Genomic DNA, 22507 nt, shown 5'->3' with positions numbered 1-22507 from the left:
GGAGGAGCATCATCATGATCAATGAAAAACGTTTACTAGACGAATTTTTAGAACTAGTTCAGATTGATTCGGAAACAAAACACGAAGAGAAAATTGTGGAAGTCTTAAAAGAAAAATTCTCGCAGCTTGGACTAAAAGTGGTGGAAGACGACTCAAAAGCGAAAACAGGCCACGGTGCAGGCAACCTCATCTGTACGCTGGAAGGCACTCAAGAGGCTGATACCATCTATTTCACGTCTCATATGGACACAGTTGTTCCGGGCAATGGCGTAAAACCAGTCATTGAAGACGGCTATGTGAAAACAGATGGAACAACCATTCTTGGTGCTGACGATAAGACAGGACTTGCGGCAATGTTTGAAGCGATCCGTGTGCTGAAAGAGAAGAATTTACCGCATGGAACGATTGAATTTGTCATCACAGCAGGTGAGGAATCAGGACTTGTCGGAGCAAAAGCGTTAGATCCGAAGTTGATGACAGCGGCATATGGCTATGCCCTTGATTCAGATGGCAAGGTCGGAACCATTATCGTTGCAGCGCCAACACAGGCAAAAGTACGCGCAACCATTTACGGGAAAACAGCTCACGCAGGTGTCGCGCCTGAAAAAGGTGTGTCTGCGATTACCATTGCATCAAAAGCCATTGCTAGTATGCCGCTTGGCCGAATTGATGAAGAAACAACGGCGAATATCGGTCGTTTTGAAGGCGGAACGCAAACGAATATTGTGTGCGATCAAGTCGATATCCTTGCGGAAGCACGCTCTTTAGAACCTGCAAAAATGGAAGCTCAAGTAGCGAAGATGAAAGAAGCCTTTGAAAAAACCGCTAAAGAAATGGGCGGAAGTGCCGATGTACACATTGACATCATGTATCCAGGCTTCAAATTCTCTCACGGCGATCAAGTCGTAGAAGTGGCGAAAAAAGCGGCTGCGAAAATTGGCCGTCCATCAGAACTACAGACGAGCGGCGGAGGCAGTGATGCAAACGTCATTGCAGGAAACGGCGTCCCAACTGTCAACCTAGCTGTTGGATATGAAGATATTCATACGAAAAATGAGAAAATGCCGATTGAAGAATTAGTCAAAACAGCTGAAATGGTTCTCGCCATTATCGAAGAAACGACAAATCCATCGTAAAGGCAGGAGACTCTGTGAGCACGCAAAAAATCATTATTTTCCAAGTGGGGCAAGAGGATTTTGGCATCAGTGTAGAGCATATTCGTTCGATTGAGAAGGTCCCTTATTTACAAGAAGTATCGAACCTTCCTAAAGAAATAAAAGGACTCATGTCTTTAAGGGGAGAGGTCATTCCTGTCAGTGACACAGGCGTGATGCTTCACGGAAAGCCTCTTGATGTGAACGAACAATCCAAGGTGTTGCTATTTGAATTAAACGGACAAATGGTAGGCTGTCTTGTCTCGGATGCAAAAGATATTATTGATATCGAGCTAAGCGAGATCAAGCCATTTCATATGAACACGAAAGCCTCTGAATATTTTTTCGGCGTTGTGGAGAGAGAGAACAAGATGATTTTACAAGTGGACCCGAATAAGTTCCTTGGGAGAATTGAGGATCTCGATCAATTGCCAGAACGGTTAAAAGAAGAATTGGCATAAAGATAATCCCCTTATCAAATGATAAGGGGATTATTTTTATTCAGCAGCTGGGCTAGCTTGGTCGTTTGCCTCAGCTTTTTTTGATTTTGATTTTTGGTACATGACATTTAAAATAATCGTTTGGATTGTGAGTAATAATCCGCTTGTCATCCAGTATAAAGGAAGGGCAGCGGGTGCATTGATTGAAATAAACAGCATCATGATTGGGAAAATCATGCCCATCACTTTGGCTTGCTTCAGCGCAGCCTCTGTCTGGGTGCCTGATTGCTTCGCAAACCTTTGCGTAACATAAAATTGCAAGAAATACATAGCGCCTGCAAAGATCGCGACCAATAGATCGGTTTGTCCTAAGTTAAACCATAGGAACGAATGTGTTGCGATCTCAGGTGTTGAGCGGATCGCTGAGTAAAAGCCAAGAACAATTGGAATTTGAATCAGCATAGGCAGACAGCCCATTGCCAGCGGGTTCACATTGTTCTCTTTGTATACTTTCATCATTTCCATTTGTAGTTCTTTTTGTTTTTCAGGTTCTTTCGTTTTCTTCAATTTGTTTTGAATTTCGTCAATTTGAGGCTTCACTAGTGCCATTTTCTCCTGCATGACTCTTTGCTTCTTAAATTGGTTCGCAAAAAGAGGGAAAATCAGTAGGCGGACGATCAAGGTCACGAACATAATCGATAAACCATAATCATCATGGAAGAAGTTCGCAAGCCAAATGATCAGCTCAGAAAAAGGCTGGACAAAATAATGATGGAAAAACCCATCAGAGCTCGTATTCGTTTGCCCACTCGCTGCAAAAGCAGGTGAGGCAATCATCATTAAACATAAAGTCGTACAAATCGTTAATAAACGTTTCAATTCGTTTCCTCCTCATTTTTAAAAAAATTAATTAGAGAGAGGAAGCGAATGGTCTTCATCATCGTTTGATGATCGTTTCATTCGAATGACTTTACTAATCCAAGTTGTAATGCGATCATATATGATAAACAGAAAGTCTGTTCGATTCAATAAAGATGCGTCCAACTCTTCCAAACGATGTCCACCGAGGTGTTCGTTCATACGGCAGTCTTTTAATAAAAAAGCAATGCCGATGGCCGTCAGCGCTGGAAGAATAATCGTAAAGAATTCAACAAGGAAAAAGACTTCATTGAATGTATCAATAATCATGATTATCACATCCATTTCATTACTCACAGTGTACTATACACCATATGAAATGTCTATTGGAACAAACATCAAGTCGATAGATTTAGGAGGCAGGCAAATGGCTGATTCTCAAAGGAAGGGTCGAATCATTTTTCATATTGATATGAATAGTTTTTATGCATCAGTCGAGATGGCGTATGATCCTTCTTTGAGAGGGAAACCTTTAGCCATTAGCGGAAATGCGAAAGAGCGTAAAGGGATTGTGGTCACGTGCAGCTACGAGGCAAGAGCGCTAGGTGTAAAGCCCCCGATGCCGTTATGGGAAGCGAAGCGGCTTTGTCCGGGGCTGATTGTCCGTACACCAAACTTTGACCGGTACCGAAGCTCCTCACAAGAGATGTTTACGATACTAAGAGAATACAGCGATTTAGTCGAACCCGTATCCATTGACGAGGGCTATATTGATTTAACGCATACGCCATATGCCGAGCATGCGGTGAAAACGGCTCATGATATTCAAACGAGGCTTGTAGAGGAGCTCATGCTTCCTTCAAGTATTGGCATTGCACCGAATAAATTTTTAGCGAAAATGGCGTCTAATTGGAAAAAACCAATGGGCATCACCATTTTGCGTAAACGAGATGTACCCCAAATGCTATGGCCGCTGCCAGCGGGTGACATGCACGGAGTTGGACAAAAAACGGCTGATAAATTGAAAACGATTGGCATTCATACCATTAAAGACTTAGCGAAAGCAAATGAGTATACACTAAAGGAATTACTGGGTATCAATGGACCGAGATTAAAGCAAAAGGCGAATGGTGAACATGACGGCATCGTGGACCCAGAAAGGATATACGAATTTAAATCCGTCGGTAATTCATCAACCCTTCCTCATGATTCTGACGATCCAGATGAACTTGTCGCGTTAATTGATAAGCTGTCACAATCTGTGAGTGCAAGGTTAAGGAGAAAAGAAGTGATGGCCAATCGGCTGCTCATCATGATTCGGTACGCAAGCTGGAAAAATATCACGCGAAGTGTCACCCTCACGAATCCGACCGATCGGAAGGAAGACTTATTTGAGGCAGCAAGGCAGTTATTCCTTAAACATTGGAATGATCAGCCTGTGAGACTCTTAGGTGTGACGGGGACAGACCTTGTAGAACGAAAAGCAGCCGTTAAACAGCTTGATTTATTTTCCTATACAGAAGATGCAAAAGAAGAGCCTCTTCAAACCATTTTAGAAGGACTGAAAGAAAAGTATGGAAAATCACTCGTTCAAAGAGGGATGACCATCAAGGAAAAAGAGAGTAAAACAAGTGGAACAAGTTTTAATAAAGACTTTTTTCAGGACGAAAAAGGAAATGACTAGCCTGAAAACTTGATAAAAGAGGTGGTGTTGTGGTAATTTCAAAGGGTACATCATTTCAGCAGTAATCAATATAGTGTGTTAGAAGGGACGTCAGAATTATGTCAAAACAACAAATCGGTGTGGTTGGACTAGCCGTTATGGGGAAAAACCTTGCCCTTAATATTGAAAGCCGCGGGTTCTCCGTGTCCGTTTATAACAGATCTAGCAGCAAAACGGAAGAATTTCTTCAAGAATCAAAAGGGAAAAACGTTGTAGGCACATACAGCATCGAAGAATTTGTTCAGTCGCTTGAAACACCGCGTAAAATTCTTTTAATGGTAAAAGCTGGTGCAGCAACGGATGCAACCATTCAATCATTACTTCCTCACCTAGAGAAAGGTGACATCTTAATTGATGGTGGAAATACATATTACAAGGATACGCAAAGACGTAATCAAGAGCTTGCGGAAAGTGGTATCCACTTCATTGGTACAGGTGTTTCTGGCGGTGAAGAAGGTGCACTAAAAGGTCCATCGATCATGCCTGGCGGTCAAAAAGAAGCGCATGAGCTAGTGAAACCAATTTTAGAAGCGATCTCTGCGAAAGTAGATGGCGAGCCATGTACAACGTATATCGGCCCAGATGGAGCAGGACATTATGTCAAAATGGTCCATAACGGCATCGAGTACGGAGACATGCAATTGATTTCTGAATCATACTTTATCTTGAAGCATGTGGCTGGATTGTCAGCAGAGGAGCTTCATGAAGTATTCTCAGAATGGAATAAAGGCGAGCTTGACAGCTATTTAATCGAAATTACAGCTGATATTTTCACAAAAGTGGATGAAGAAACAAACCAGCCGCTTGTGGATGTCATCTTAGATAAAGCTGGGCAAAAAGGAACTGGAAAATGGACGAGCCAAAGTTCTCTTGATCTAGGTGTTCCGCTTCCAATCATTACTGAGTCTGTTTTCGCGCGCTACATTTCAGCAATGAAAGATGAGCGTGTTGAAGCAAGCCAATTAATCGAAGGTCCTAAGCCAGCGCAATCAGCAGAGAATAAAAAAGAGCTGATCGAAGCGGTTAGAAAAGCCCTATTCATGAGTAAAATTTGCTCATATGCACAAGGTTTTGCGCAAATGAAAGCAGCATCTGATGAGTATAACTGGGATTTAAAATATGGTGAAATTGCAATGATCTTCCGTGGTGGATGTATCATTCGTGCAGCCTTCTTACAACAAATTAAAGAAGCATATGACCGTAACCCAGAACTGAAAAACCTATTGCTTGATCCTTACTTTAAGGATATTGCTCAAAGCTATCAATCATCTCTTCGTAAAGTCATTTCACTTGCAGTGGAGCAAGGAGTTCCTGTTCCTTCATTGTCAAGTGCACTTGCTTACTTCGATAGCTATCGCACAGCCGTCCTGCCAGCGAACTTAATTCAAGCGCAGCGTGACTATTTCGGTGCACATACGTATGAGCGCACAGATAAAGAAGGCATCTTCCATACAGAATGGATGAAATAAATATAGAACGACTGAAAAGAAGACAAAAGGCTAAAATTAAGAACACTTTAGCCCTTTGTCAACAATCTGAAACCTTACCCTTTGGTAAGGTTTTTTTGTGTTTGCATCTTTTCGGCTAAAAATGCGAAAAAGAGGGATGCTATGTAAAAAAGAAAAGAAAGTAGGGGTCGAAGTGGGCATTTTATATGCACTTCTCCCAGCGATATTTTGGGGAAGTATTGTTCTCATCAGTGTCAAACTTGGCGGGAATGCATACCAGCAAACCCTCGGTATAACGCTTGGCGCATTTCTCTTTTCAATTGCAGCCTTCTTTATCAAAATGCCAGAGCTGACACCGCTTATTTTTGCGGTTTCTGTCATTTCAGGCATCTTTTGGAGCATTGGACAAATGAATCAGCTTTCAAGTGTTGCGTTTCTCGGAGTCTCGAAGGCGGTTCCTTTATCAACGGGCATGCAGCTTGTGAGCACTACTTTATTTGGCGTCATAGTCTTCAAAGAATGGCAAACGATGACGGTCATACTCATTGGTTCTTGTGCCATTTTACTGATTATTGCAGGTGTTGTGCTGACATCGCTCGGTCAAAAAAAGAATGGCGGCGGGAACGGTGGAGGCAATTTCAAAAAAGGGATCATGATTCTGCTCATCTCAACCGTTGGCTATGTCGGATATGTTGTTATTTTGAGATGGTTTCATATTGATGGCTGGTCTGCCCTCGTTCCGCAATCGGTCGGCATGCTGCTTTCATCCTTGGCGATTAGTCTCAAGCAGCACCCGTTTAGTAAATATACGTTTAGAAATATCATTGCCGGCCTTGTTTGGTCGACAGGAAATCTCGGACTTCTTTTAGCTATTCCGCTCATTGGTGTCGCCGTAAGTTTTTCGATGTCGCAGACAGGGATCGTTATCTCGACATTAGGCGGCATTTACTTATTAAAAGAGAAAGCATCCAGAACAAGCTTTGTCATTGCAGGCTGCTTGATGATCATTGCAGGCGGAGTGCTGCTAGGTTTTACAAAATAGGAGGGTAAACGAATGTATCCAGATTTAGAAGGGAAAACAGTCCTGATTACAGGAGCTGGTACAGGAATAGGTCAAGCGATGGCGCGCCGGTTTGGACAAGAAAAAGCCAATGTGGTGATCAATTATTTCTCAGATCAAGAAAGTCCAGATGAGACCATTGCGGATATTCAAAAAAATGGCGGACAGGCTGTGAAAATCAAGGGAGATGTCTCAAAGGAAGAGGATATGCAGGCGATGATTGATAAAGCCGTTGATACATTTGGCAGTCTTGATGTCATGATCAATAACGCAGGCATTGAAAATGAAGTGCCTTCTACCGAAATGACGCTAGATAATTGGAACAAAGTCATGTCGACCAATTTAACAGGTATGTTTCTCGGCTGCCGCGATGCACTGAAGTATATGACAGATCACGGAATAGAAGGATCAATCATCAATATGTCGTCTGTTCACCAGCAAATCCCTTGGCCTCATTTCGTGCATTATGCAGCAAGTAAAGGAGGCGCCAAGCTGCTGACAGAAACACTGGCACTAGAATATGCCCCTAAAAAAATTCGTGTAAACAGTATTGCACCAGGCGCCATCGATACCCCGATCAATGCGGAAAAATTCGATGATCCCGCATTGAAAAAAGGTGTGATCGAGCTGATCCCCATTGGTTATATTGGAAAGCCTGAAGAAGTGGCAGCATGTGCTGTCTGGCTGGCGTCAAAAGAGGCAAGCTACGTCACAGGCTTGACACTCTATGTGGACGGCGGCATGACAAAATATCCTGGCTTCCAAGCAGGAAAAGGATAAGAAGAAACAAAAAGAGCGTACACACACATACGCTCTTTTTTATATAAAATACAGACAAATGATTCTAAATGTCTAGACATTTAAAAATAAAAATATATAATATTAACTGGAAGCGCTTTTATTACAACAATGGGGTGAGAGAAATGAAACGTATTTTATTAGCATGCAGTTCAGGAATGTCTACGAGTTTACTAGTTACAAAGATGAAGGCTCATGCCGACTCAATAGGGGACGAGGCAGAAATTTGGGCAGTTGGGCAAGATCAAGCGAGAAAAGAAATGGCGAATGCGGATGTTGTGTTAATTGGACCGCAAATGAGCTTTTTAAAAGGGGATCTTCAAAAAGAAGCAACAAAATACGGGATTGCAGTAGAGGTCATCGATATGCAGGCGTACGGGCTTGCCGATGGACAAAAAGCGTATGAACAAGCCGTTACATTGATGGAGGAATCGTAAAGAATGGAAAAGAAAACACTTGAAGGGCTCACGGAGGAACAAGTCAGTTTTCAATTGATCTTACACAGCGGTAATGCACGCAGCAAATTGCTTCAATCTCTTAAACAATTTCGAGAAGGTCAAGAAGATGAGGCATTTGGTCTTATGAAAGAAGCAGAAGAAGATTTACGTCATGCACATGGCATCCATTTTCAACTCGTGCAGCAAGAGGCAGGCGGGGAGAAAACACCTTTCTCCTTATTGCTCATGCATGCCGAAGACCACTTAATGTCGACTATGACGATCAAGGAGCTTGTGGGAGAGCTCCTGCCGATTTTCCAATCACTTAAACAATAAAGGGTGTAAACAAGGGGGGAAACCAATGTTTGATAAAATAAGTGCTATTTTGGTTCCAATTGCTGGGAGACTGAACAACAACCGCTATTTAGGTGTATTACGGGATGCCTTTATGCTTGCGTTCCCGCTTACTATTTTTGGTTCCATTATGGTTGTGCTAATGAATTTGCCATTTTTAGATAAAATCATGAGTCAAACCGCACTGGAAGGCGTCCAGTCTGCACTGAATATCGCGCCAAGTGCGACCATCAGCATTATGAGTGTGTTTGTTGTATTTGGGATTGGCTACTATTTATCGAAAAGCTATGATGTGGAAGCAGTATTTGGCGGAGTGATTGCATTAGCCTCTTTCCTACTTCTGACACCATTTTTACTAGAACAAGAAGGCGGTGCATCTATTGCAGGCGTGATTCCAGTCGATCGTTTAGGAGCAAAGGGGATGTTCCTTGGCATGATCACAGGCTTTTTGTCTGCTGAAATTTATCGTTATTTTGTCCAAAAGAAATTTGTCATCAATATGCCGCAGGGGGTTCCGCCAGCTGTTGCTAAGTCTTTTGCTGCACTGATCCCGGCTACTTTGACACTCACAACCTTTTTACTGATCAATATCATCATTACACAAGGCTTCAAAACAAACATGCATGACCTGATTTATCATGCGATCCAGGCACCGCTTGTCGGACTTGGAAGCGGTATCATTCCGACCTTGATCGCTGTTTTCTTTATACAAATTCTTTGGTTCTTTGGGCTTCACGGCCAAATTATTATCAACTCTGTCATGGACCCCATTTGGAATACGTTGTCCATTCAAAACCTAGAGAGCTATACAAAAACTGGTGAGGTTCCAAATATCATCAGCAAGCAGTTTATCGAAATTTATACGGTTGGCATGGGCGGAACCGGTATGACGCTAGCTGTTGTGTTTACGATTTTAATTTTCCTGAAAAGTAAGCAATTAAAACAGGTAGCAAAGCTCGGCCTAGGACCAGGATTATTTAACGTCAATGAACCGATTATCTTCGGTTTACCGATTGTCATGAACCCGCTTATTCTCATTCCCTGGATTTTGGCACCAATGGTTATTACATGTATTTCTTATTTTGCGATGGCATCAGGCATTGTACCACCGCCGACTGGCGTGAATATTCCCTGGACCGTGCCGATCTTTATAAGCGGAATAATGGCAACCAATTCACTGGCGGGTGGTCTGCTTCAGCTGTTTAATCTGATGATCGTGTTTGTCATTTGGTTCCCGTTCCTGAAGTTTATTGACCGTATGAATGTGAAAAATGAAAAAATAACCACAACGGAAAAAACGAAGACAACCAACATCAAAGGTGAAGGAGACTCAATACATGTCGATGGAAAATAACAAGCAATCATATACATTCCCAGAAGGTTTCTGGTGGGGATCTTCTGCCTCTGCCACGCAAACAGAAGGCAGCGTCCCTGGTGATGGAAAAGGACCGAATATTTGGGATCATTGGTTTGAGCAAGAGCCGACTCGTTTTTTTGATGGCGTAGGACCGAACGTGACATCTCAATTTTACCGAAAATATAAAGAGGATATTCGTCTGATGAAAGAAATTGGGCACAATTCATTCCGGTTGTCCATTTCATGGTCACGTCTTTTGCCTGAAGGGACAGGTGCGGTCAATGAAGAAGCAGTATCTTTTTACAATGATGTAATCAATGAACTGATTGCACATGATATTGAGCCGTTTGTGAACCTGTACCATTTCGATATGCCAATGGCGCTGCAGGAAAAAGGCGGCTGGGTCAACAGACAGGTAGTAGATGATTATGTGAGCTATGCAGAATTGTGCTTTCAATTATTTGGCGACCGGGTGAAAAAATGGTTTACCCATAATGAACCGATCGTGCCTGTAGAGGGCGGGTATATGTATAGCTTCCATTATCCAAACGAAGTCGATTTCCAAAAGGCTGTGCAGGTCGGTTATCATGAACTTCTATCAAATGCAAAGGCGATTGCGGCTTATAAAAGCCTGCAGCAAGGCGGTAAGATTGGCATCATCCTCAATCTTACCCCATCTTATCCGAGAAGCCAGAATCCGCGCGATGTAGAAGCAGCTGAGATGGCGGATGCTTTCTTTAACCGGTCCTTCCTAGATCCTGCGGTGAAGGGACATTTCCCAGAGAAACTAGTAGAGGTCTTAAAGAAAGAAGGCTTTATGCCGAGTATGGAAGAAGGAGACCTTGAGCTCATTCGAGAGAATACCGTCGACCTCCTTGGAATCAACTATTATCAGCCAAGAAGAGTGAAGGCGAAAGAGCATATGCCGCATCCAAATGCCCCATTTATGCCAAATCATTATTTTGATGCGTTTGACATGCCGGGAAGAAAAATGAATGTGTATCGCGGCTGGGAAATCTATGAAAAAGGTATTTATGATATATTGAAAAAAGTCCAAACAGACTATGATAATATTGAATGCTTTATTTCTGAAAATGGAATGGGTGTCGAAGGAGAAGAGCGGTTTAAGGATGAAGAAGGAATGATTCATGACGATTACCGCATTGACTTTATCTCTGAGCATCTTAAATGGGTGCATCAAGCCATTCAAGAAGGAAGTAATGTAAAAGGCTATCATCTGTGGACGTTTATGGATAACTGGTCATGGTCGAATGCCTATAAGAATCGCTATGGATTTGTCTCAGTTGATCTTCAAGAAGACGGAAAACGTACAATTAAGAAAAGCGGATACTGGTTTCAATCGGTATCAGAAAATAACGGTTTTTAATCAAGATACTTGCTCTTTCCTTGAAAAGGGCAAGTATTTTTCTTATGTGACGGTAAGTGGATGAAACAAAAAGGGCTGGTACCTTTTAAGCTCACTAGGCTTAGTGTAGAATGAGAGGAAGCTATGAAAAAACAAGTCAGTTGGTGGTGTGAGATGAAAAAGTACGAACTCATTTCAGAAGAAATCAGAAAACGAATAGGAACAGCATATTATCCAGAAGATCAACCCATTCCAGATGAAAACTCGCTTGCCGCTGAATTTCAATGCAGCCGAATGACGATGAAGCGTGCGCTCGATCTTCTCGTAGCAGAAGGTCTGCTCTTTAGAAAAAGAGGTCACGGTACATTTATTGTGAAGGCAGCGCTCAATCAAGGGGCTATTAATGTATCAGGACATGAAAATAAAGGGTTCACAAAAGTCATGGCGGATAAAAACGTCACGACTCAAATCATTCACTTTGATGTCCATTTTCCAAGCAAAGAGGTGGCAGCCCACCTATCCATAGACTCCACCACACCCGTTTATGACATCATCCGTCTCCGTCTTGTGGACGAGGAGCCATACGTATTAGAAAAAACGTTTATGCCCGTCAATCTTATTAAGGGAATAGATGAAGAGGTTCTATTGGGATCAATCTATGGCTACATATCAAATGATTTGAATTTAAAAGTGGCAGGAGCGCATAAGAAAATTAGAGCGGCTAAATCAGATGAGCTTGACCAGCAATATTTAGGCTGTGACCCAACGGATCCTGTGCTAGAGGTCGAGCAGGTTGCTTATTTAAACACAGGCCGGCCGTTTGAGTACTCCTTTAGTCATCATCGCTATGATAAGTTCGACTTTTCAACGGTTGAAATTACGAAAACAGGACGTTAAAAAAAGAGCAGAACCCCCAAGGGAGACTGCTCTTTTTTATATTATTTTATATATTCCACCAATGATACCCATCTTTTTCTAGAAGCTGATCGGCTTCTTTCGGTCCCATAGAACCAGCAGGATAATTTGGTTTTAATGTTTTGTTTTCTGCCCATTTCTCAGAAATCGGATCCACAAAGTTCCAAGAAAGCGCCACTTCATCCCAGTGAGCAAAGTTCGTAGCATCGCCTAGCAAGCAGTCATGAATCAGCTTTTCATAGGCTTCTGGTGTGTTCATGATGTCGTTATAGTTTGTTTGGTAGTCGAGCTTAATCGGCTTTGCAAATGTACCGCCATCAAGCTTGCGAGCGTTCAGGTGAAGGGTAATGCCTTCATCTGGTTGAATGTGAATGACGAGTAAGTTTGGATGCATGGAATTTCCGTTACCATAGTACAGGTTCATTGGAATGTCTTTAAATTGAACAACAATTTGAGTAGATTTCTTTTCTAAACGTTTTCCAGTACGAATGTAAAATGGCACGCCGGCCCATCTAAAGTTATCAATGAGCAGCTTCCCTGCAACGAATGTTTCCGTGTTTGAGTTCGGGTCAACATTTTGCTCTTCAAGATATGAAGGAACCATGCCGCCATCAACCGTACCAGCATCATACTGTCCGCGGACAAAGAATTGATCGACCTCATCTTTAGAGAAAGGACGAAGAGCGCGTAATGCTTTCCGTTTTTCACTGCGGATTTCCTCGGTATTCAGCTTAATTGGCGGCTCCATTGCTAAAAGTGCAACCATTTGAAGCATATGGTTTTGGACCATGTCTCTTAGTGCACCTGAACTTTCGTAATAGCGGGCCCGGTCTTCAACCCCTAATGATTCACTAGATGTAATTTGAATGTTTGAGATATATCGGTTTGTCCAAAGTGGTTCAAAGATGGCATTTGCAAAACGGATAACCTCAATGTTTTGAACCATTTGTTTACCGAGATAGTGGTCAATACGATAAATTTGATCTTCAGAGAATGCATCTCGAATTTCTTCATTTAACTTTTTCGCACTTGGCAAGTCATGGCCAAATGGTTTTTCGATGACAAGTCTTGACCAGCCAGTTGTTTTTGATACACCTTCACTTTTTAGGAACTTTGCAATCGTTCCGAAGAATTCCGGTGCCATCGCTAAATAGAACATCCGGTTGTTTGGGATACTGTACGTATCTTCAAGGCCTGCTAGAAGTGTGTTAAGCGATTGATAGGAAGCAGGGCTTGATACGTCAAAGTCGTGATAATAAAAATGTGAACTGAATTCCTCTATTTTCGCTTCTGCATCATCAGAAGAAACAGATTCTTTCACCACAGCTCTTAGATCCTCATGAGACCACGGACGGCGTCCAACACCGACCACGGCGAATTGATCGCCAAGTTTTCCGCTATGATAAAGTCTATGTATAGAAGGGTAGAGCTTGCGTTTGGCAAGATCTCCTGTTGCGCCAAAAATGACAATGACTGCTTTTGGATTGTTAGTTTCTGTATTCACGAAAAGTACCTCACTTTATTCGTAGCATTGTTGTAAAAACCGAGAATGTATGTACATTTTCTTTATTTTAAAGGTTCATTGTTCGTAAAGCAAACATTTGATTCGACTTTTTCTGCTCTCGTTTGACTTTTTTCGAAAATTCCGCTGAATTCACATTTACCTTGTCTTCATGTATTCTATATGAATAAAGATATTGTATACCGGCTTTAGGAGGAAAAGTAATGGAACTGCTCTTTTTAGGAACTGGTGCAGGCATTCCTGCGAAAACTAGAAACGTCACTTGCACTGCGCTAAAGCTTTTAGAAGAAAGAAAAGCAGTGTGGCTTTTTGATTGCGGAGAAGCGACGCAGCATCAAATATTACATACAACGATTAAACCGAGAAAAATTGAGAAAATATTTATCACTCATATGCATGGTGATCATGTATACGGTCTCCCAGGACTGCTCGGCAGCAGATCCTTCCAAGGCGGAGAGGATGAACTAACGATCTATGGACCTAAGGGCATCAAAGCGTTTGTGAGCGCAACACTTTCAGCTACACAAACGCATTTGACATATCCGCTGCATATTATAGAGATAGATGAAGGGATCGTATTTGAAGATGATACCTTTCAAGTAGAAGCAAGACGAGTATCTCACGGTATTCCAGCTTACGGCTATCGGGTAGTGGAAAAAGATGTACCAGGTGCATTAAAAGCCGAAGACCTAAAAGAAATCGGTGTAAAACCTGGACCTTTGTATCAGAAGTTAAAAAATGGGGAAACCGTGACACTCGAAGATGGAAGAATCATTGATGGAACCGATTATTTGGAACCCCCTAAAAAAGGGAGAATCGTTGCATTTTCAGGAGATACCCGTTTATGCGAGAATATAACAAGGCTTGCCAAGGATGCGGATGTGTTAGTCCATGAAGCAACATTCGGTAAAGAAGATGCTGATCTAGCCTACAATTATTATCACAGCACAACAGAACAAGCAGCGAAAACAGCGCAGGAAGCAAGCGCAAAAAGATTAATTTTGACCCATATTAGTGCACGTTACCAAGGAGAAGAGGCACTAAAACAACTATTGAAAGAGGCCCGCGATATATTCCCGCTGACAGAAGCTGCGCAGGATTTCTCTTCTTATTCCATTGACCGCACCCTGTAAAAATTGGATGAATCGTCAAAAAAAGTTGTGTGATTTTTTTGATATTTATAATGACTCTCTTTTTCAGGTAGTGGTAAAATGGTGAAGAAAAAACAAATGACGAATGAAACTATGAAGAATACGGGAGGCACAATCAAAGATGAGCGGTTTTACAGCGTTAAGTGAAGCAGAATTAAATGACCTATATGCAGCACTACAAAATGAATACGAAACGTATAAAAGTAAAAACTTACACTTAGACATGTCTAGAGGAAAACCTTCACCAAAACAGCTCGATTTGTCTATGGGCATGCTCGATGTTGTGACATCAAAGGATGCGATGACGGCTGAAGATGGCACAGATGTGCGTAACTATGGCGGTTTGACAGGACTTCCTGAAACGAAGACATTTTTTGCAGATGTACTCAATCTGAAGCCAGAACAAATCATCATCGGCGGTAATTCCAGCCTTAATATGATGCATGATACCATTGCCCGTGCCATGACCCACGGCGTATATGACAGCAAAACACCTTGGGGAAAGCTGCCAAAGGTAAAATTCCTTGCACCAAGCCCAGGATATGATCGTCACTTTTCCATTTGTGAGCTATTTAACATAGAGATGCTCACGGTAGATATGAAAGCTGATGGACCTGATATGGATCAGGTCGAAAAATTGGTCGCAGAGGATGAAGCGATTAAAGGCATTTGGTGTGTACCAAAATATAGCAACCCAGATGGCATTACGTATTCAGATGAGGTGGTTGACCGCCTTGCTTCGATGAAAACAAAAGCAGACGACTTCCGCATTTTTTGGGATGATGCATACGCAGTCCATCACCTAACTGATACGCCTGATACGTTAAAAGATATTTTTCAAGCAGTAGAGGAAGCAGGGCATCCAAATCGTGTGTTTATGTTTGCGTCTACTTCTAAAATTACATTCCCAGGCTCAGGTATTGCACTCATGGCATCTAGCCCGGATAATGTGAGCTTTACTCAAAAACAATTATCGATTCAAACGATTGGACCAGACAAAATCAATCAATTAAGACACCTTCGTTTCTTCAAGAATCCAGAAGGCTTGAAGGAACATATGAGAAAACATGCTGCGATCATTAAGCCAAAGTTTGACCTCGTTCTTTCTATTCTTGATGAAACACTTGGCGGGAAGGACATTGCAGAATGGCACAAGCCAAATGGCGGATATTTTATTAGTTTAAATACGCTCGATCATTGTGCAAAAGCTGTTGTGCAAAAGGCAAAAGAAGCTGGTGTGACCATGACAGGTGCAGGCGCGACTTATCCTTATGGAAAAGACCCACTTGATCGTAACATTCGCATTGCGCCAACGTTCCCATCACTTGAAGAACTAGAGCAAGCGATTGACATCTTTACATTATGTGTTCAGCTTGTCAGCATTGAAAAGCTGCTGTCTAAAAAAAGTCAGTCAGCTCCAACGGCATAAAGAAAAAAACTCCTTGACGCAAAACTAGTCAAGGAGTTTTTGTTTTTAATTGGCTGTTTGATAATAGGAAACAGGTTGCTTCGCTGCGCACCATACATCATAGATTGCAAGCTGCACAATATGCGGTTCATCATGATGAATATAGTGCGAGCTGTTCTGCGCTTGAATCCATCCGCTTTGGGATGACAACGACAGCATCCGTTTATGAAGTCTGAGCCAAGCCTCGTGCGCTGGATGAAACAATCGGCTCTTACCTGATGAAATGACAAGAAGCGGCATCATCCCATAATGGGTTTGTTCCTCTTTTATTGTGCTGAGCATTTGCTGAAAGTCCTCATGCGTACATTCTGCTGTAAATTGCGCCATATATGAGGTGCGTTCTTCTTTTGATAAAAGAGGGAGGATGACCTGTTCTTGCTCCTCACTTGCCGGGTCTAACAGCACCATGCCAATGACCTCATCTCCTCTGCGGCTTGCCCATAACCGGCTGACAAGAGAGCCAAATGAGTGAGCCACAATGAGAAAGGGCGGCTGAATATTGGCTTCTTCTAGCAGTGCATCTAAATCATCTGCAAGATCATGCAATGTTCTTCCTTCACTACTGTCACTGCTTTTTCCATTTCCTAATCGATCATATAAGAAAACCCCAAGCTCAGGATCAATATCACGGGCCATATTCGACCACGTATCACCCGAAATGCCGTAGCCTGCTTCAAAGATAATGGTGGCTTGCCTTTTGCCCTGACGATGTTTTGTATAAAAATGATGTCCATCTATATGATACATTCTTTCAATCATTGCCGAGTTCATTCTTCCATCTCCTCTAAGTGGTTCTTTAGCTAAAAGACGGCACAAAAGGCAGATATGTTTCTCTTAAAAACAAAAAAGATGCCTATTTCAAAAAATAGACACCTTTTTCCTATGCATTTTTACCAAGCGCGGTCATATTGACGCGGGCCTTCGATGGATGTACGAAGCTCTTGGGCAGCTGTTTTTGGAAAGTATGGATCCCGTAAAAATTCTCTGCCTATAAAAATTAAGTCTGCACGCTGATTTCGTAAAATCTCCTCTGCCTGTACACCAGATGTGATCAGACCGACAGCACCTGTTTGGATACCGGCACCTGCTTTGATTTTTTCTGCGAAGGTGACTTGGTAGCCAGGGAATGTGCTGATTTTTGCCTGTACGACAGCGCCTGAGCTGACATCGATTAAGTCGACACCTTGTTCCTTCAGCCATGTAGCAATGCCAATGTAATCGGCAATATCAAGTCCTTTTGTCGTGTAGTCAGAGGCAGACACACGGACAAATAATGGTCCGTTCCATACTTCATTGACTGCATCGACGACTTCTCTTAAGAAACGATAACGGTTCTCTGGTGAACCGCCATAATCATCTGTTCGGTGATTTGCCAGCGGTGAAAGAAATTCATTAATCAAATAGCCATGCGCCCCATGAATTTCAATGATGTCAAAGCCGGCTTTTTTTGCCCGGACAGCTGCATCCTGAAACGCCTGAACGGTATCTTTGATTTGATCGACGGACATCTGGGTAGGGATTTTAGACTGTTCATCAAATGGAAGGCTAGATGGTGCCAGGATGTCACCATCTAGTTCAGCTTTACGTCCTGCATGAGCCAGCTGGATGGCTGTCTTGGTTCCGTATGCTTTGATTTGTTCGTTTAATGAAGCGAAGCCTTCAATGTGCTCATCACTCCAAATGCCGAGGTCTTGATCACTAATTCTTCCCTCGGGGGAAACGGCACTTGCCTCCACCATGATCAGGCCAGCTTGACCTTGGGCACGGGAAATATAATGTGTAAAGTGGAAAGGCTGTAATTTCCCATCACGATCATAGGATGAATACATACACATCGGGGACATTACGATGCGGTTTTTCAGCGTAACACCTTTTAATGTCCAAGGTGAAAAGAGTTTTGTTTCCAAATACCTTCGCCTCCTCATAGAATTGTATAGCCGATTATAACAGCCATTCAAACTTTCGTCATAAAAGGTGCTCAAAGAATATAGCTTTTATACACGTTTTTGTATAATGGAGAAATAGAGAAAGCAAAGGGGGAGAACGAATGAAATGGCAAACAGAGAGTGAACGAAAGGAACTGCTCACAGCTCTTATGCAGTATGAAAGCATATCGGGTACAACTGGAGAAGTGGCGTTAGCTGAATATTTATATTATTTACTGAGGGAGCGGCCTTATTACAAGCAGAATCCTGATCATTTGGCTTTGCATCCGATGAAAGATGGCCGGTATTATTTAACGGCGCTTGTAAAGCGCAGTTCGCTTTCTCGTACCGTTTTGCTGCTTAGTCATTTCGATGTCGTCGATACAGAAGATTACGGTGAATTTCAAAACATGGCATGCAAGCCTGAAGAGTTAATGGCATCATTTTCTCAAAAAAGTGCGCTTCTCCCAAAAAGAGCAAGAGAAGATCTAGCTTCAGGTGACTGGTTATTTGGAAGAGGTGCCATGGATATGAAGGCAGGTCTTACGGTACAGCTGTCCATGCTGGAAAGAGCGATGGCAGAGACATTTGATGGAAATGTCCTACTCGTCACAGTCCCGGATGAAGAAGTGAATTCTCAAGGAATGCTTGAAGCTGTTCCAAAACTAAAGGAGCTTAAGGAAAAGCATGACCTTGACTATACCGCGTGCTTAAACAGTGAGCCTATGTTTGAAAAGTATCCAGGTGATGAACATTATTATATGTATACAGGCAGTATAGGGAAGGTGCTGGCCGGATTTTTCTGCAAAGGAATTGAAACACATGTAGGAGAGCCGTTCTCAGGCTTAAATGCGAATTTTATGGTATCTGCATTAAATCGGCTGTTAGAGCTGAATAGTGATTATTGTGAGGAAGTAGATGGTGAAGTCACGCCGCCCCCAACCAACTTAATGCAAAAAGATCTAAAAGAAGCCTATTCCGTTCAAACACCTCACACAGCTGTTTCTTTATTTAATGTGCTGATGATGAATCGTTCAAGTGAAGTACTGCACGGACTTCTTTATGACACGGCGAAACAAGCAGCAGACCAAATCGAAGCTGATATTAAACAAAAAACAGCAGAATTTCAGCGCTTTAAACCTTTTACACCGATTGATACGAGGATTACCGTTCTCACGTATCATGAGCTGTATCAAAAAGCTGCTGAACGCTCAGGTAAACAGGAGGTTGAACGCATTGTAAACTATGCGTTCGCCAATCGAGGTGAGCTTGGAGATCGTGATTTTTCAACCAAAATCGTCTCTGAGCTGACGACGCTTTGTAAGGAAGATGGGCCGCTCATTGTTCTATTTTATAGTCCACCATTTTATCCAGCGGTTTCCTCAACGGAAGATCCGCATATCCAAGCAACCTTAAAGAGGATTCAAATAGAGGCAAAGAAGAGTTATGGACTTGAAATAGAAGAAGTGAAATATTTCCCGGGATTATCTGATTTAAGTTACTTACAGCTCGAAAAACAGGAAGTAGGTCATTACACGACCAATATGCCGCTTTACCAAAAAGGCTATTCTTTACCAGAAGGAGAAAAGGGAGCACTTTACGTTCCAGTTATTAACGTGGGTCCATTAGGAAAGGACCCGCACAAATGGACAGAGCGGCTGCACATCCCGTTCTCATTCGGCATTTTGCCAGAATTACTAGAATCAGCGATTCATGCTTTGTTAGAGAAAAAGTAAGTCTTGTTTATGTATGAGATCTCTAGAGCCTTTGAAAGCTTATGTGCTTTTGAGTCGAGGATGTAGAGTAAATGAAGGTTAATGAGGAAAGAAGAAGTGGAGAGAATGTTTCATTACTTTAAAATAGATAAAGGGAGCCATAGGCTCCCAATTAGGATTATACTCGTCTACCCTCATAATGAGCTGTCCAAGTTCCATCAGAATTTTTAGTGATGCCTTTTAGATACCATTTAATCCCATCTTGTTCGAACGAATTGGCAAAAATACCAGTATTGTTGGTAATATCCCATGTGTAAAGTTGAGCTTTAAAATCACTTGTAACGTGGACATCCTCTGCGTTAGAATGTGCACTTGTAGCAAATGCAGGTGCTGCGGAAAAAAGTAAAGCGAGTGACAATGCGGATCCAGTAAGAACCTTAACTAATTTCATTTAAAACACTCCTCTTCCTCATTTTGTGGTACATATAAGTAATTCTACATAAGGTAATATATTCCTTGTTAATATTTGTTAATTATTTGTGAAAAATCACTCATTAGATAAAAATAAAAAGCACCTGTCATCAAAACAGGTACTTTTCTCTATCATTTATACGTGCTTGCTGAAAACATTTCGTTTAATTCTGCTGCGCGTTTTGTTGCGGTTTTGACACAATCGACAACGGCTTCTTCAAATTGATAGGCAGCAAGTGTGTTCAGGCCGGCTTCTGTCGTTCCGCCTTCACTTGTGATTTCTTTGCGCAGTTCAGCAGGTTCTTTACCGCTGCTTTCAAGCATGTTTGCGGCGCCTGCAATCATTTGGCAGATGAGCAGCTTCGCTGTTGCTTGGTCCATCCCAAGTTCCGAAGCGCCTCGCTCCATTCCTTCAATCAAATGATAAATGAAGGCTGGACCGCTTCCTGCAATAGCTGTAACAGCATTTAGCTGTGATTCATCTAATACCGTCACATGACCGATCGTTTCAAACAGCTCGATTGCTTTATTCTTTTGATCCTCTGTCACTTCTTGACTGACGGCAATGCCTGTTGCTGATTGCTGAATGGCGGCTGATGTATTTGGCATCGCGCGAACCACCGCAGTCTTCTCGCCAGCATAGTGTTGAATCGTTTCAATAGAGATGCCCGCTAAAATCGAAATGATCAGCTGCCCTTGTAAATGAGGCCGAACTTCAGATATCCCGCTTTCAGCATCTTTCGGTTTTAAAGCAAATACGAGAATATCCGCTTCTTCATAAATAAAAGAACGAGAGAAATCCGTTTTGACCCCATAACGCACCTTTAATTCTTCTAGACGTTTTTCATTCGTTTTGTTTGTGACAATAATATCTTCGTTTGACATGATGCCGCTTTTTAATAAACCTTTCATCATCGACTCTGCCATTGAGCCTGCACCAATAAATCCAATTTTACTCATAAGCCGCTCCTCCTTGTAGAAAATAAAAAAACCTCTCGCCTGAAAAGGACGAAAGGTTTTTCGCGGTACCACCCTCAATTAGCATGCAAATATGCATACTCAGCTCTAGTCCCTTAACGCGGGAAACGTTTAGGTTTGCCTAACAGCTCAAAGGGCAGGTTCAGCAAATAAGAGGATGGTGAGGTCTTACAGCCGGCGGACCTCACTCTCTTGCATCATTATTTTGCTTACTAATCCTTGTCATCACGCATTTTATATTTGTTGTTCATTATGCAACGATGGACAAGTTTGTGTCAATAGGGACAGATAAAAAAATTGACCGCCTAAACCGCATGACAGTCTGCCCTTTGCAGGATACAATGAATAAAAAAGACGAAGTGACAATGAATCATGAGTCAAAAAGCAGGAGATGACATAAAAAAGTGAAAGAAGACATCATTCAATTATCCATCCCGACACCATTTGCTGTTGGGGATGTACATGCATATATTTTAAAAGGAGAAGCTGTGACCTTAGTGGACTGCGGGCCGATGACAGAAGAGGCGGAGCACGCCTTTGTCACGCAATTACATGAGCATCGTTTATCAATTGACAATATTGATCAAGTGGTGTTGACCCATCATCATGCAGATCATGTCGGTCTTTTAAATTTGATGAAACCTCATGTCCGTGTGATCGGACATGAGTTAAATGAGCCGTATATTAGCCAGGACCCTGTGTTTAAAGAGCGTCAAATTGCTTTTATGGAACGATTTTTTCAGCAGTTAGGTGTGCCGCTTCGCCGAGGTGAGTGTGAAAGAATCGTGAAGCAATCTTATACATATTCTTGTACTGCACATGTAGATGACGTCATCAAAGAAGGCGATCGATTGAAAGGGCATGAACACTTCTTTGTGATGGAAACACCGGGACATGCACAATCTCATCTTTCCTTTCTAGATGAAACAACGGGCCATTTCATTGGTGGAGACCTACTTTTGACGACCATTTCCTCAAACCCGTTAATGGAAGCGCCGTATGAAGGGGAGGAGCGCCAAAAATCGCTGCTTCAATATAAAGCATCACTCAATCGATTACTGCATCTGCCGATCAAGACGATTTATCCAGGACACGGGCTGCTCATCACGTCTCATCATGAATTAATCGAAGAAAGATTTAAGAAACAAGAAAAACGGGCAAATACGATGTATCAGCTACTCAAACGAAAAGAAATGACTGCCTTTCATCTTTGCCGCAAGCTATTTCCAGTGCTGTACGAAGAGGCCTTGTTTTTAACGATGTCAGAGACAGTAGGGCAGCTGGATGTCCTCTTAGAAGCTGGACAAATTGAAGAAGTGCAAAAAGATGGAATTCTCTATTACAGGGCAAACTAAGGAGTGAAACGC

22 protein-coding genes and 1 other annotated feature are annotated in these 22507 nt (G+C 42.2%); of the genes, 15 read left to right on the top strand and 7 right to left on the bottom strand.

Features of this window, described 5'->3' with window-relative positions:
• Positions 1-14: 14 nt before the first annotated feature.
• Both MHB79_RS10990 and MHB79_RS10985 read left to right on the top strand, forming a co-directional pair.
• On the top strand, positions 15-1136 hold the full coding sequence (locus MHB79_RS10990; RefSeq protein WP_050943793.1) for a M20/M25/M40 family metallo-hydrolase: 1122 nt from the start codon (positions 15-17) through the stop codon (positions 1134-1136).
• Between the two features lie 14 nt (positions 1137-1150).
• Entirely contained in the window at positions 1151-1615 is a 465-nt protein-coding gene (locus MHB79_RS10985; protein ID WP_003215942.1) for a chemotaxis protein CheW, read from the top strand.
• 36 nt (positions 1616-1651) lie between these two features.
• Here MHB79_RS10985 and MHB79_RS10980 read toward each other — a convergent pair whose 3' ends face one another.
• Both MHB79_RS10980 and MHB79_RS10975 read right to left on the bottom strand, forming a co-directional pair.
• Positions 1652-2473 carry a membrane protein insertase YidC gene (locus MHB79_RS10980; RefSeq protein WP_050943794.1) on the bottom strand — a complete coding sequence of 274 codons (822 nt, stop codon included), beginning with the start codon at positions 2471-2473 and terminating at the stop codon, positions 1652-1654.
• Positions 2474-2500: 27 nt separating this feature from the next.
• The gene (locus tag MHB79_RS10975) at positions 2501-2782 is read right to left on the bottom strand and encodes a hypothetical protein (protein ID WP_003215677.1); all 282 of its coding nucleotides are present in this window, start codon (positions 2780-2782) and stop codon (positions 2501-2503) included.
• A gap of 97 nt (positions 2783-2879) precedes the next feature.
• Here MHB79_RS10975 and MHB79_RS10970 point away from each other — a divergent pair, with 97 nt between their 5' ends.
• From MHB79_RS10970 to MHB79_RS10930, 9 genes are all read left to right on the top strand, one after another.
• Positions 2880-4136, top strand: coding sequence for a DNA polymerase IV (locus MHB79_RS10970; RefSeq protein WP_340989745.1), 1257 nt, complete (start codon positions 2880-2882; stop codon positions 4134-4136).
• Between the two features lie 98 nt (positions 4137-4234).
• Positions 4235-5644, top strand: coding sequence for an NADP-dependent phosphogluconate dehydrogenase (gene gndA, locus MHB79_RS10965; RefSeq protein WP_106029174.1), 1410 nt, complete (start codon positions 4235-4237; stop codon positions 5642-5644).
• Between the two features lie 172 nt (positions 5645-5816).
• A complete protein-coding gene (locus tag MHB79_RS10960; RefSeq protein ID WP_170966017.1) occupies positions 5817-6665 on the top strand; it encodes a GRP family sugar transporter in 849 nt (282 codons plus the stop codon).
• A 12-nt stretch (positions 6666-6677) separates the two neighbouring features.
• Entirely contained in the window at positions 6678-7463 is a 786-nt protein-coding gene (locus tag MHB79_RS10955; protein WP_003215568.1) for an SDR family oxidoreductase, read from the top strand.
• A gap of 143 nt (positions 7464-7606) precedes the next feature.
• Positions 7607-7918, top strand: coding sequence for a PTS sugar transporter subunit IIB (locus tag MHB79_RS10950; protein WP_003215713.1), 312 nt, complete (start codon positions 7607-7609; stop codon positions 7916-7918).
• A gap of 3 nt (positions 7919-7921) precedes the next feature.
• Positions 7922-8254, top strand: coding sequence for a PTS lactose/cellobiose transporter subunit IIA (locus MHB79_RS10945; RefSeq protein ID WP_012010488.1), 333 nt, complete (start codon positions 7922-7924; stop codon positions 8252-8254).
• A 25-nt stretch (positions 8255-8279) separates the two neighbouring features.
• On the top strand, positions 8280-9626 hold the full coding sequence (celB, locus tag MHB79_RS10940) for a PTS cellobiose transporter subunit IIC (protein ID WP_050943798.1): 1347 nt from the start codon (positions 8280-8282) through the stop codon (positions 9624-9626).
• Positions 9610-11016, top strand: a complete 1407-nt coding sequence (locus tag MHB79_RS10935; protein ID WP_277552007.1) for a glycoside hydrolase family 1 protein — start codon at positions 9610-9612, stop codon at positions 11014-11016. Before celB ends, MHB79_RS10935 begins: the two co-directional genes overlap by 17 nt.
• Positions 11017-11169: 153 nt before the next feature.
• Positions 11170-11892 carry a GntR family transcriptional regulator gene (locus tag MHB79_RS10930; RefSeq protein WP_340989742.1) on the top strand — a complete coding sequence of 241 codons (723 nt, stop codon included), beginning with the start codon at positions 11170-11172 and terminating at the stop codon, positions 11890-11892.
• Positions 11893-11938: 46 nt separating this feature from the next.
• On the opposite strand, the gene zwf is transcribed toward MHB79_RS10930, so the two are convergent.
• Positions 11939-13414, bottom strand: a complete 1476-nt coding sequence (gene zwf, locus MHB79_RS10925) for a glucose-6-phosphate dehydrogenase (RefSeq protein ID WP_003216112.1) — start codon at positions 13412-13414, stop codon at positions 11939-11941.
• A gap of 221 nt (positions 13415-13635) precedes the next feature.
• Here zwf and rnz point away from each other — a divergent pair, with 221 nt between their 5' ends.
• On the top strand, positions 13636-14565 hold the full coding sequence (rnz, locus tag MHB79_RS10920) for a ribonuclease Z (RefSeq protein WP_137055003.1): 930 nt from the start codon (positions 13636-13638) through the stop codon (positions 14563-14565).
• A gap of 139 nt (positions 14566-14704) precedes the next feature.
• Positions 14705-16012: an aminotransferase class I/II-fold pyridoxal phosphate-dependent enzyme gene (locus MHB79_RS10915; RefSeq protein WP_253622450.1), complete on the top strand. Its 1308-nt coding sequence runs from the start codon at positions 14705-14707 to the stop codon at positions 16010-16012.
• A gap of 45 nt (positions 16013-16057) precedes the next feature.
• Here MHB79_RS10915 and MHB79_RS10910 read toward each other — a convergent pair whose 3' ends face one another.
• Positions 16058-16822 (bottom strand): alpha/beta fold hydrolase, encoded by a 765-nt coding sequence (locus tag MHB79_RS10910; protein WP_003216052.1) that lies wholly within the window; start codon positions 16820-16822, stop codon positions 16058-16060.
• Between the two features lie 119 nt (positions 16823-16941).
• A complete protein-coding gene (gene namA, locus MHB79_RS10905; protein WP_310024690.1) occupies positions 16942-17958 on the bottom strand; it encodes an NADPH dehydrogenase NamA in 1017 nt (338 codons plus the stop codon).
• Positions 17959-18098: 140 nt separating this feature from the next.
• Between namA and MHB79_RS10900 the strand changes: the two genes are divergently transcribed.
• Entirely contained in the window at positions 18099-19712 is a 1614-nt protein-coding gene (locus tag MHB79_RS10900; RefSeq protein WP_340989739.1) for a M20/M25/M40 family metallo-hydrolase, read from the top strand.
• Positions 19713-19869: 157 nt separating this feature from the next.
• Here the strand turns inward: MHB79_RS10900 and MHB79_RS10895 are convergent, their stop codons facing one another.
• Together MHB79_RS10895 and proC are read right to left on the bottom strand one after the other, a co-directional pair.
• A complete protein-coding gene (locus tag MHB79_RS10895) occupies positions 19870-20142 on the bottom strand; it encodes an antimicrobial peptide LCI (RefSeq protein ID WP_137055006.1) in 273 nt (90 codons plus the stop codon).
• A gap of 152 nt (positions 20143-20294) precedes the next feature.
• A complete protein-coding gene (gene proC, locus MHB79_RS10890) occupies positions 20295-21122 on the bottom strand; it encodes a pyrroline-5-carboxylate reductase (protein WP_050943805.1) in 828 nt (275 codons plus the stop codon).
• A gap of 41 nt (positions 21123-21163) precedes the next feature.
• Positions 21164-21375 (bottom strand) — a binding site (T-box leader).
• A gap of 169 nt (positions 21376-21544) precedes the next feature.
• Between proC and MHB79_RS10885 the strand changes: the two genes are divergently transcribed.
• A complete protein-coding gene (locus MHB79_RS10885; RefSeq protein ID WP_340989737.1) occupies positions 21545-22495 on the top strand; it encodes an MBL fold metallo-hydrolase in 951 nt (316 codons plus the stop codon).
• The last annotated feature ends 12 nt before the right edge of the window (positions 22496-22507 follow it).

The sequence above is a fragment of the Bacillus sp. FSL M7-0558 genome, assembly GCF_038003245.1.
Classification (GTDB): Bacteria; Bacillota; Bacilli; order Bacillales; family Bacillaceae; genus Bacillus; species Bacillus pumilus.
This window is presented reverse-complemented; position numbering and strand designations above follow the sequence as displayed.

Bases quoted from the DNA above. Each gene is read 5' to 3' on its own strand.
- MHB79_RS10975 (WP_003215677.1), bottom strand. From the start codon at position 2,782: ATGATTATTGATACATTCAATGAAGTCTTTTTCCTTGTTGAATTCTTT.
- MHB79_RS10935 (WP_277552007.1), top strand. From the start codon at position 9,610: ATGTCGATGGAAAATAACAAGCAATCATATACATTCCCAGAAGGTTTC.
- rnz (WP_137055003.1), top strand. From the start codon at position 13,636: ATGGAACTGCTCTTTTTAGGAACTGGTGCAGGCATTCCTGCGAAAACT.
- MHB79_RS10970 (WP_340989745.1), top strand. From the start codon at position 2,880: ATGGCTGATTCTCAAAGGAAGGGTCGAATCATTTTTCATATTGATATG.
- gndA (WP_106029174.1), top strand. From the start codon at position 4,235: ATGTCAAAACAACAAATCGGTGTGGTTGGACTAGCCGTTATGGGGAAA.
- MHB79_RS10895 (WP_137055006.1), bottom strand. From the start codon at position 20,142: ATGAAATTAGTTAAGGTTCTTACTGGATCCGCATTGTCACTCGCTTTA.
- MHB79_RS10915 (WP_253622450.1), top strand. From the start codon at position 14,705: ATGAGCGGTTTTACAGCGTTAAGTGAAGCAGAATTAAATGACCTATAT.
- MHB79_RS10910 (WP_003216052.1), bottom strand. From the start codon at position 16,822: ATGAACTCGGCAATGATTGAAAGAATGTATCATATAGATGGACATCAT.
- celB (WP_050943798.1), top strand. From the start codon at position 8,280: ATGTTTGATAAAATAAGTGCTATTTTGGTTCCAATTGCTGGGAGACTG.
- MHB79_RS10950 (WP_003215713.1), top strand. From the start codon at position 7,607: ATGAAACGTATTTTATTAGCATGCAGTTCAGGAATGTCTACGAGTTTA.
- proC (WP_050943805.1), bottom strand. From the start codon at position 21,122: ATGAGTAAAATTGGATTTATTGGTGCAGGCTCAATGGCAGAGTCGATG.
- MHB79_RS10955 (WP_003215568.1), top strand. From the start codon at position 6,678: ATGTATCCAGATTTAGAAGGGAAAACAGTCCTGATTACAGGAGCTGGT.
- MHB79_RS10900 (WP_340989739.1), top strand. From the start codon at position 18,099: ATGAAATGGCAAACAGAGAGTGAACGAAAGGAACTGCTCACAGCTCTT.
- MHB79_RS10930 (WP_340989742.1), top strand. From the start codon at position 11,170: ATGAAAAAGTACGAACTCATTTCAGAAGAAATCAGAAAACGAATAGGA.
- MHB79_RS10945 (WP_012010488.1), top strand. From the start codon at position 7,922: ATGGAAAAGAAAACACTTGAAGGGCTCACGGAGGAACAAGTCAGTTTT.
- MHB79_RS10990 (WP_050943793.1), top strand. From the start codon at position 15: ATGATCAATGAAAAACGTTTACTAGACGAATTTTTAGAACTAGTTCAG.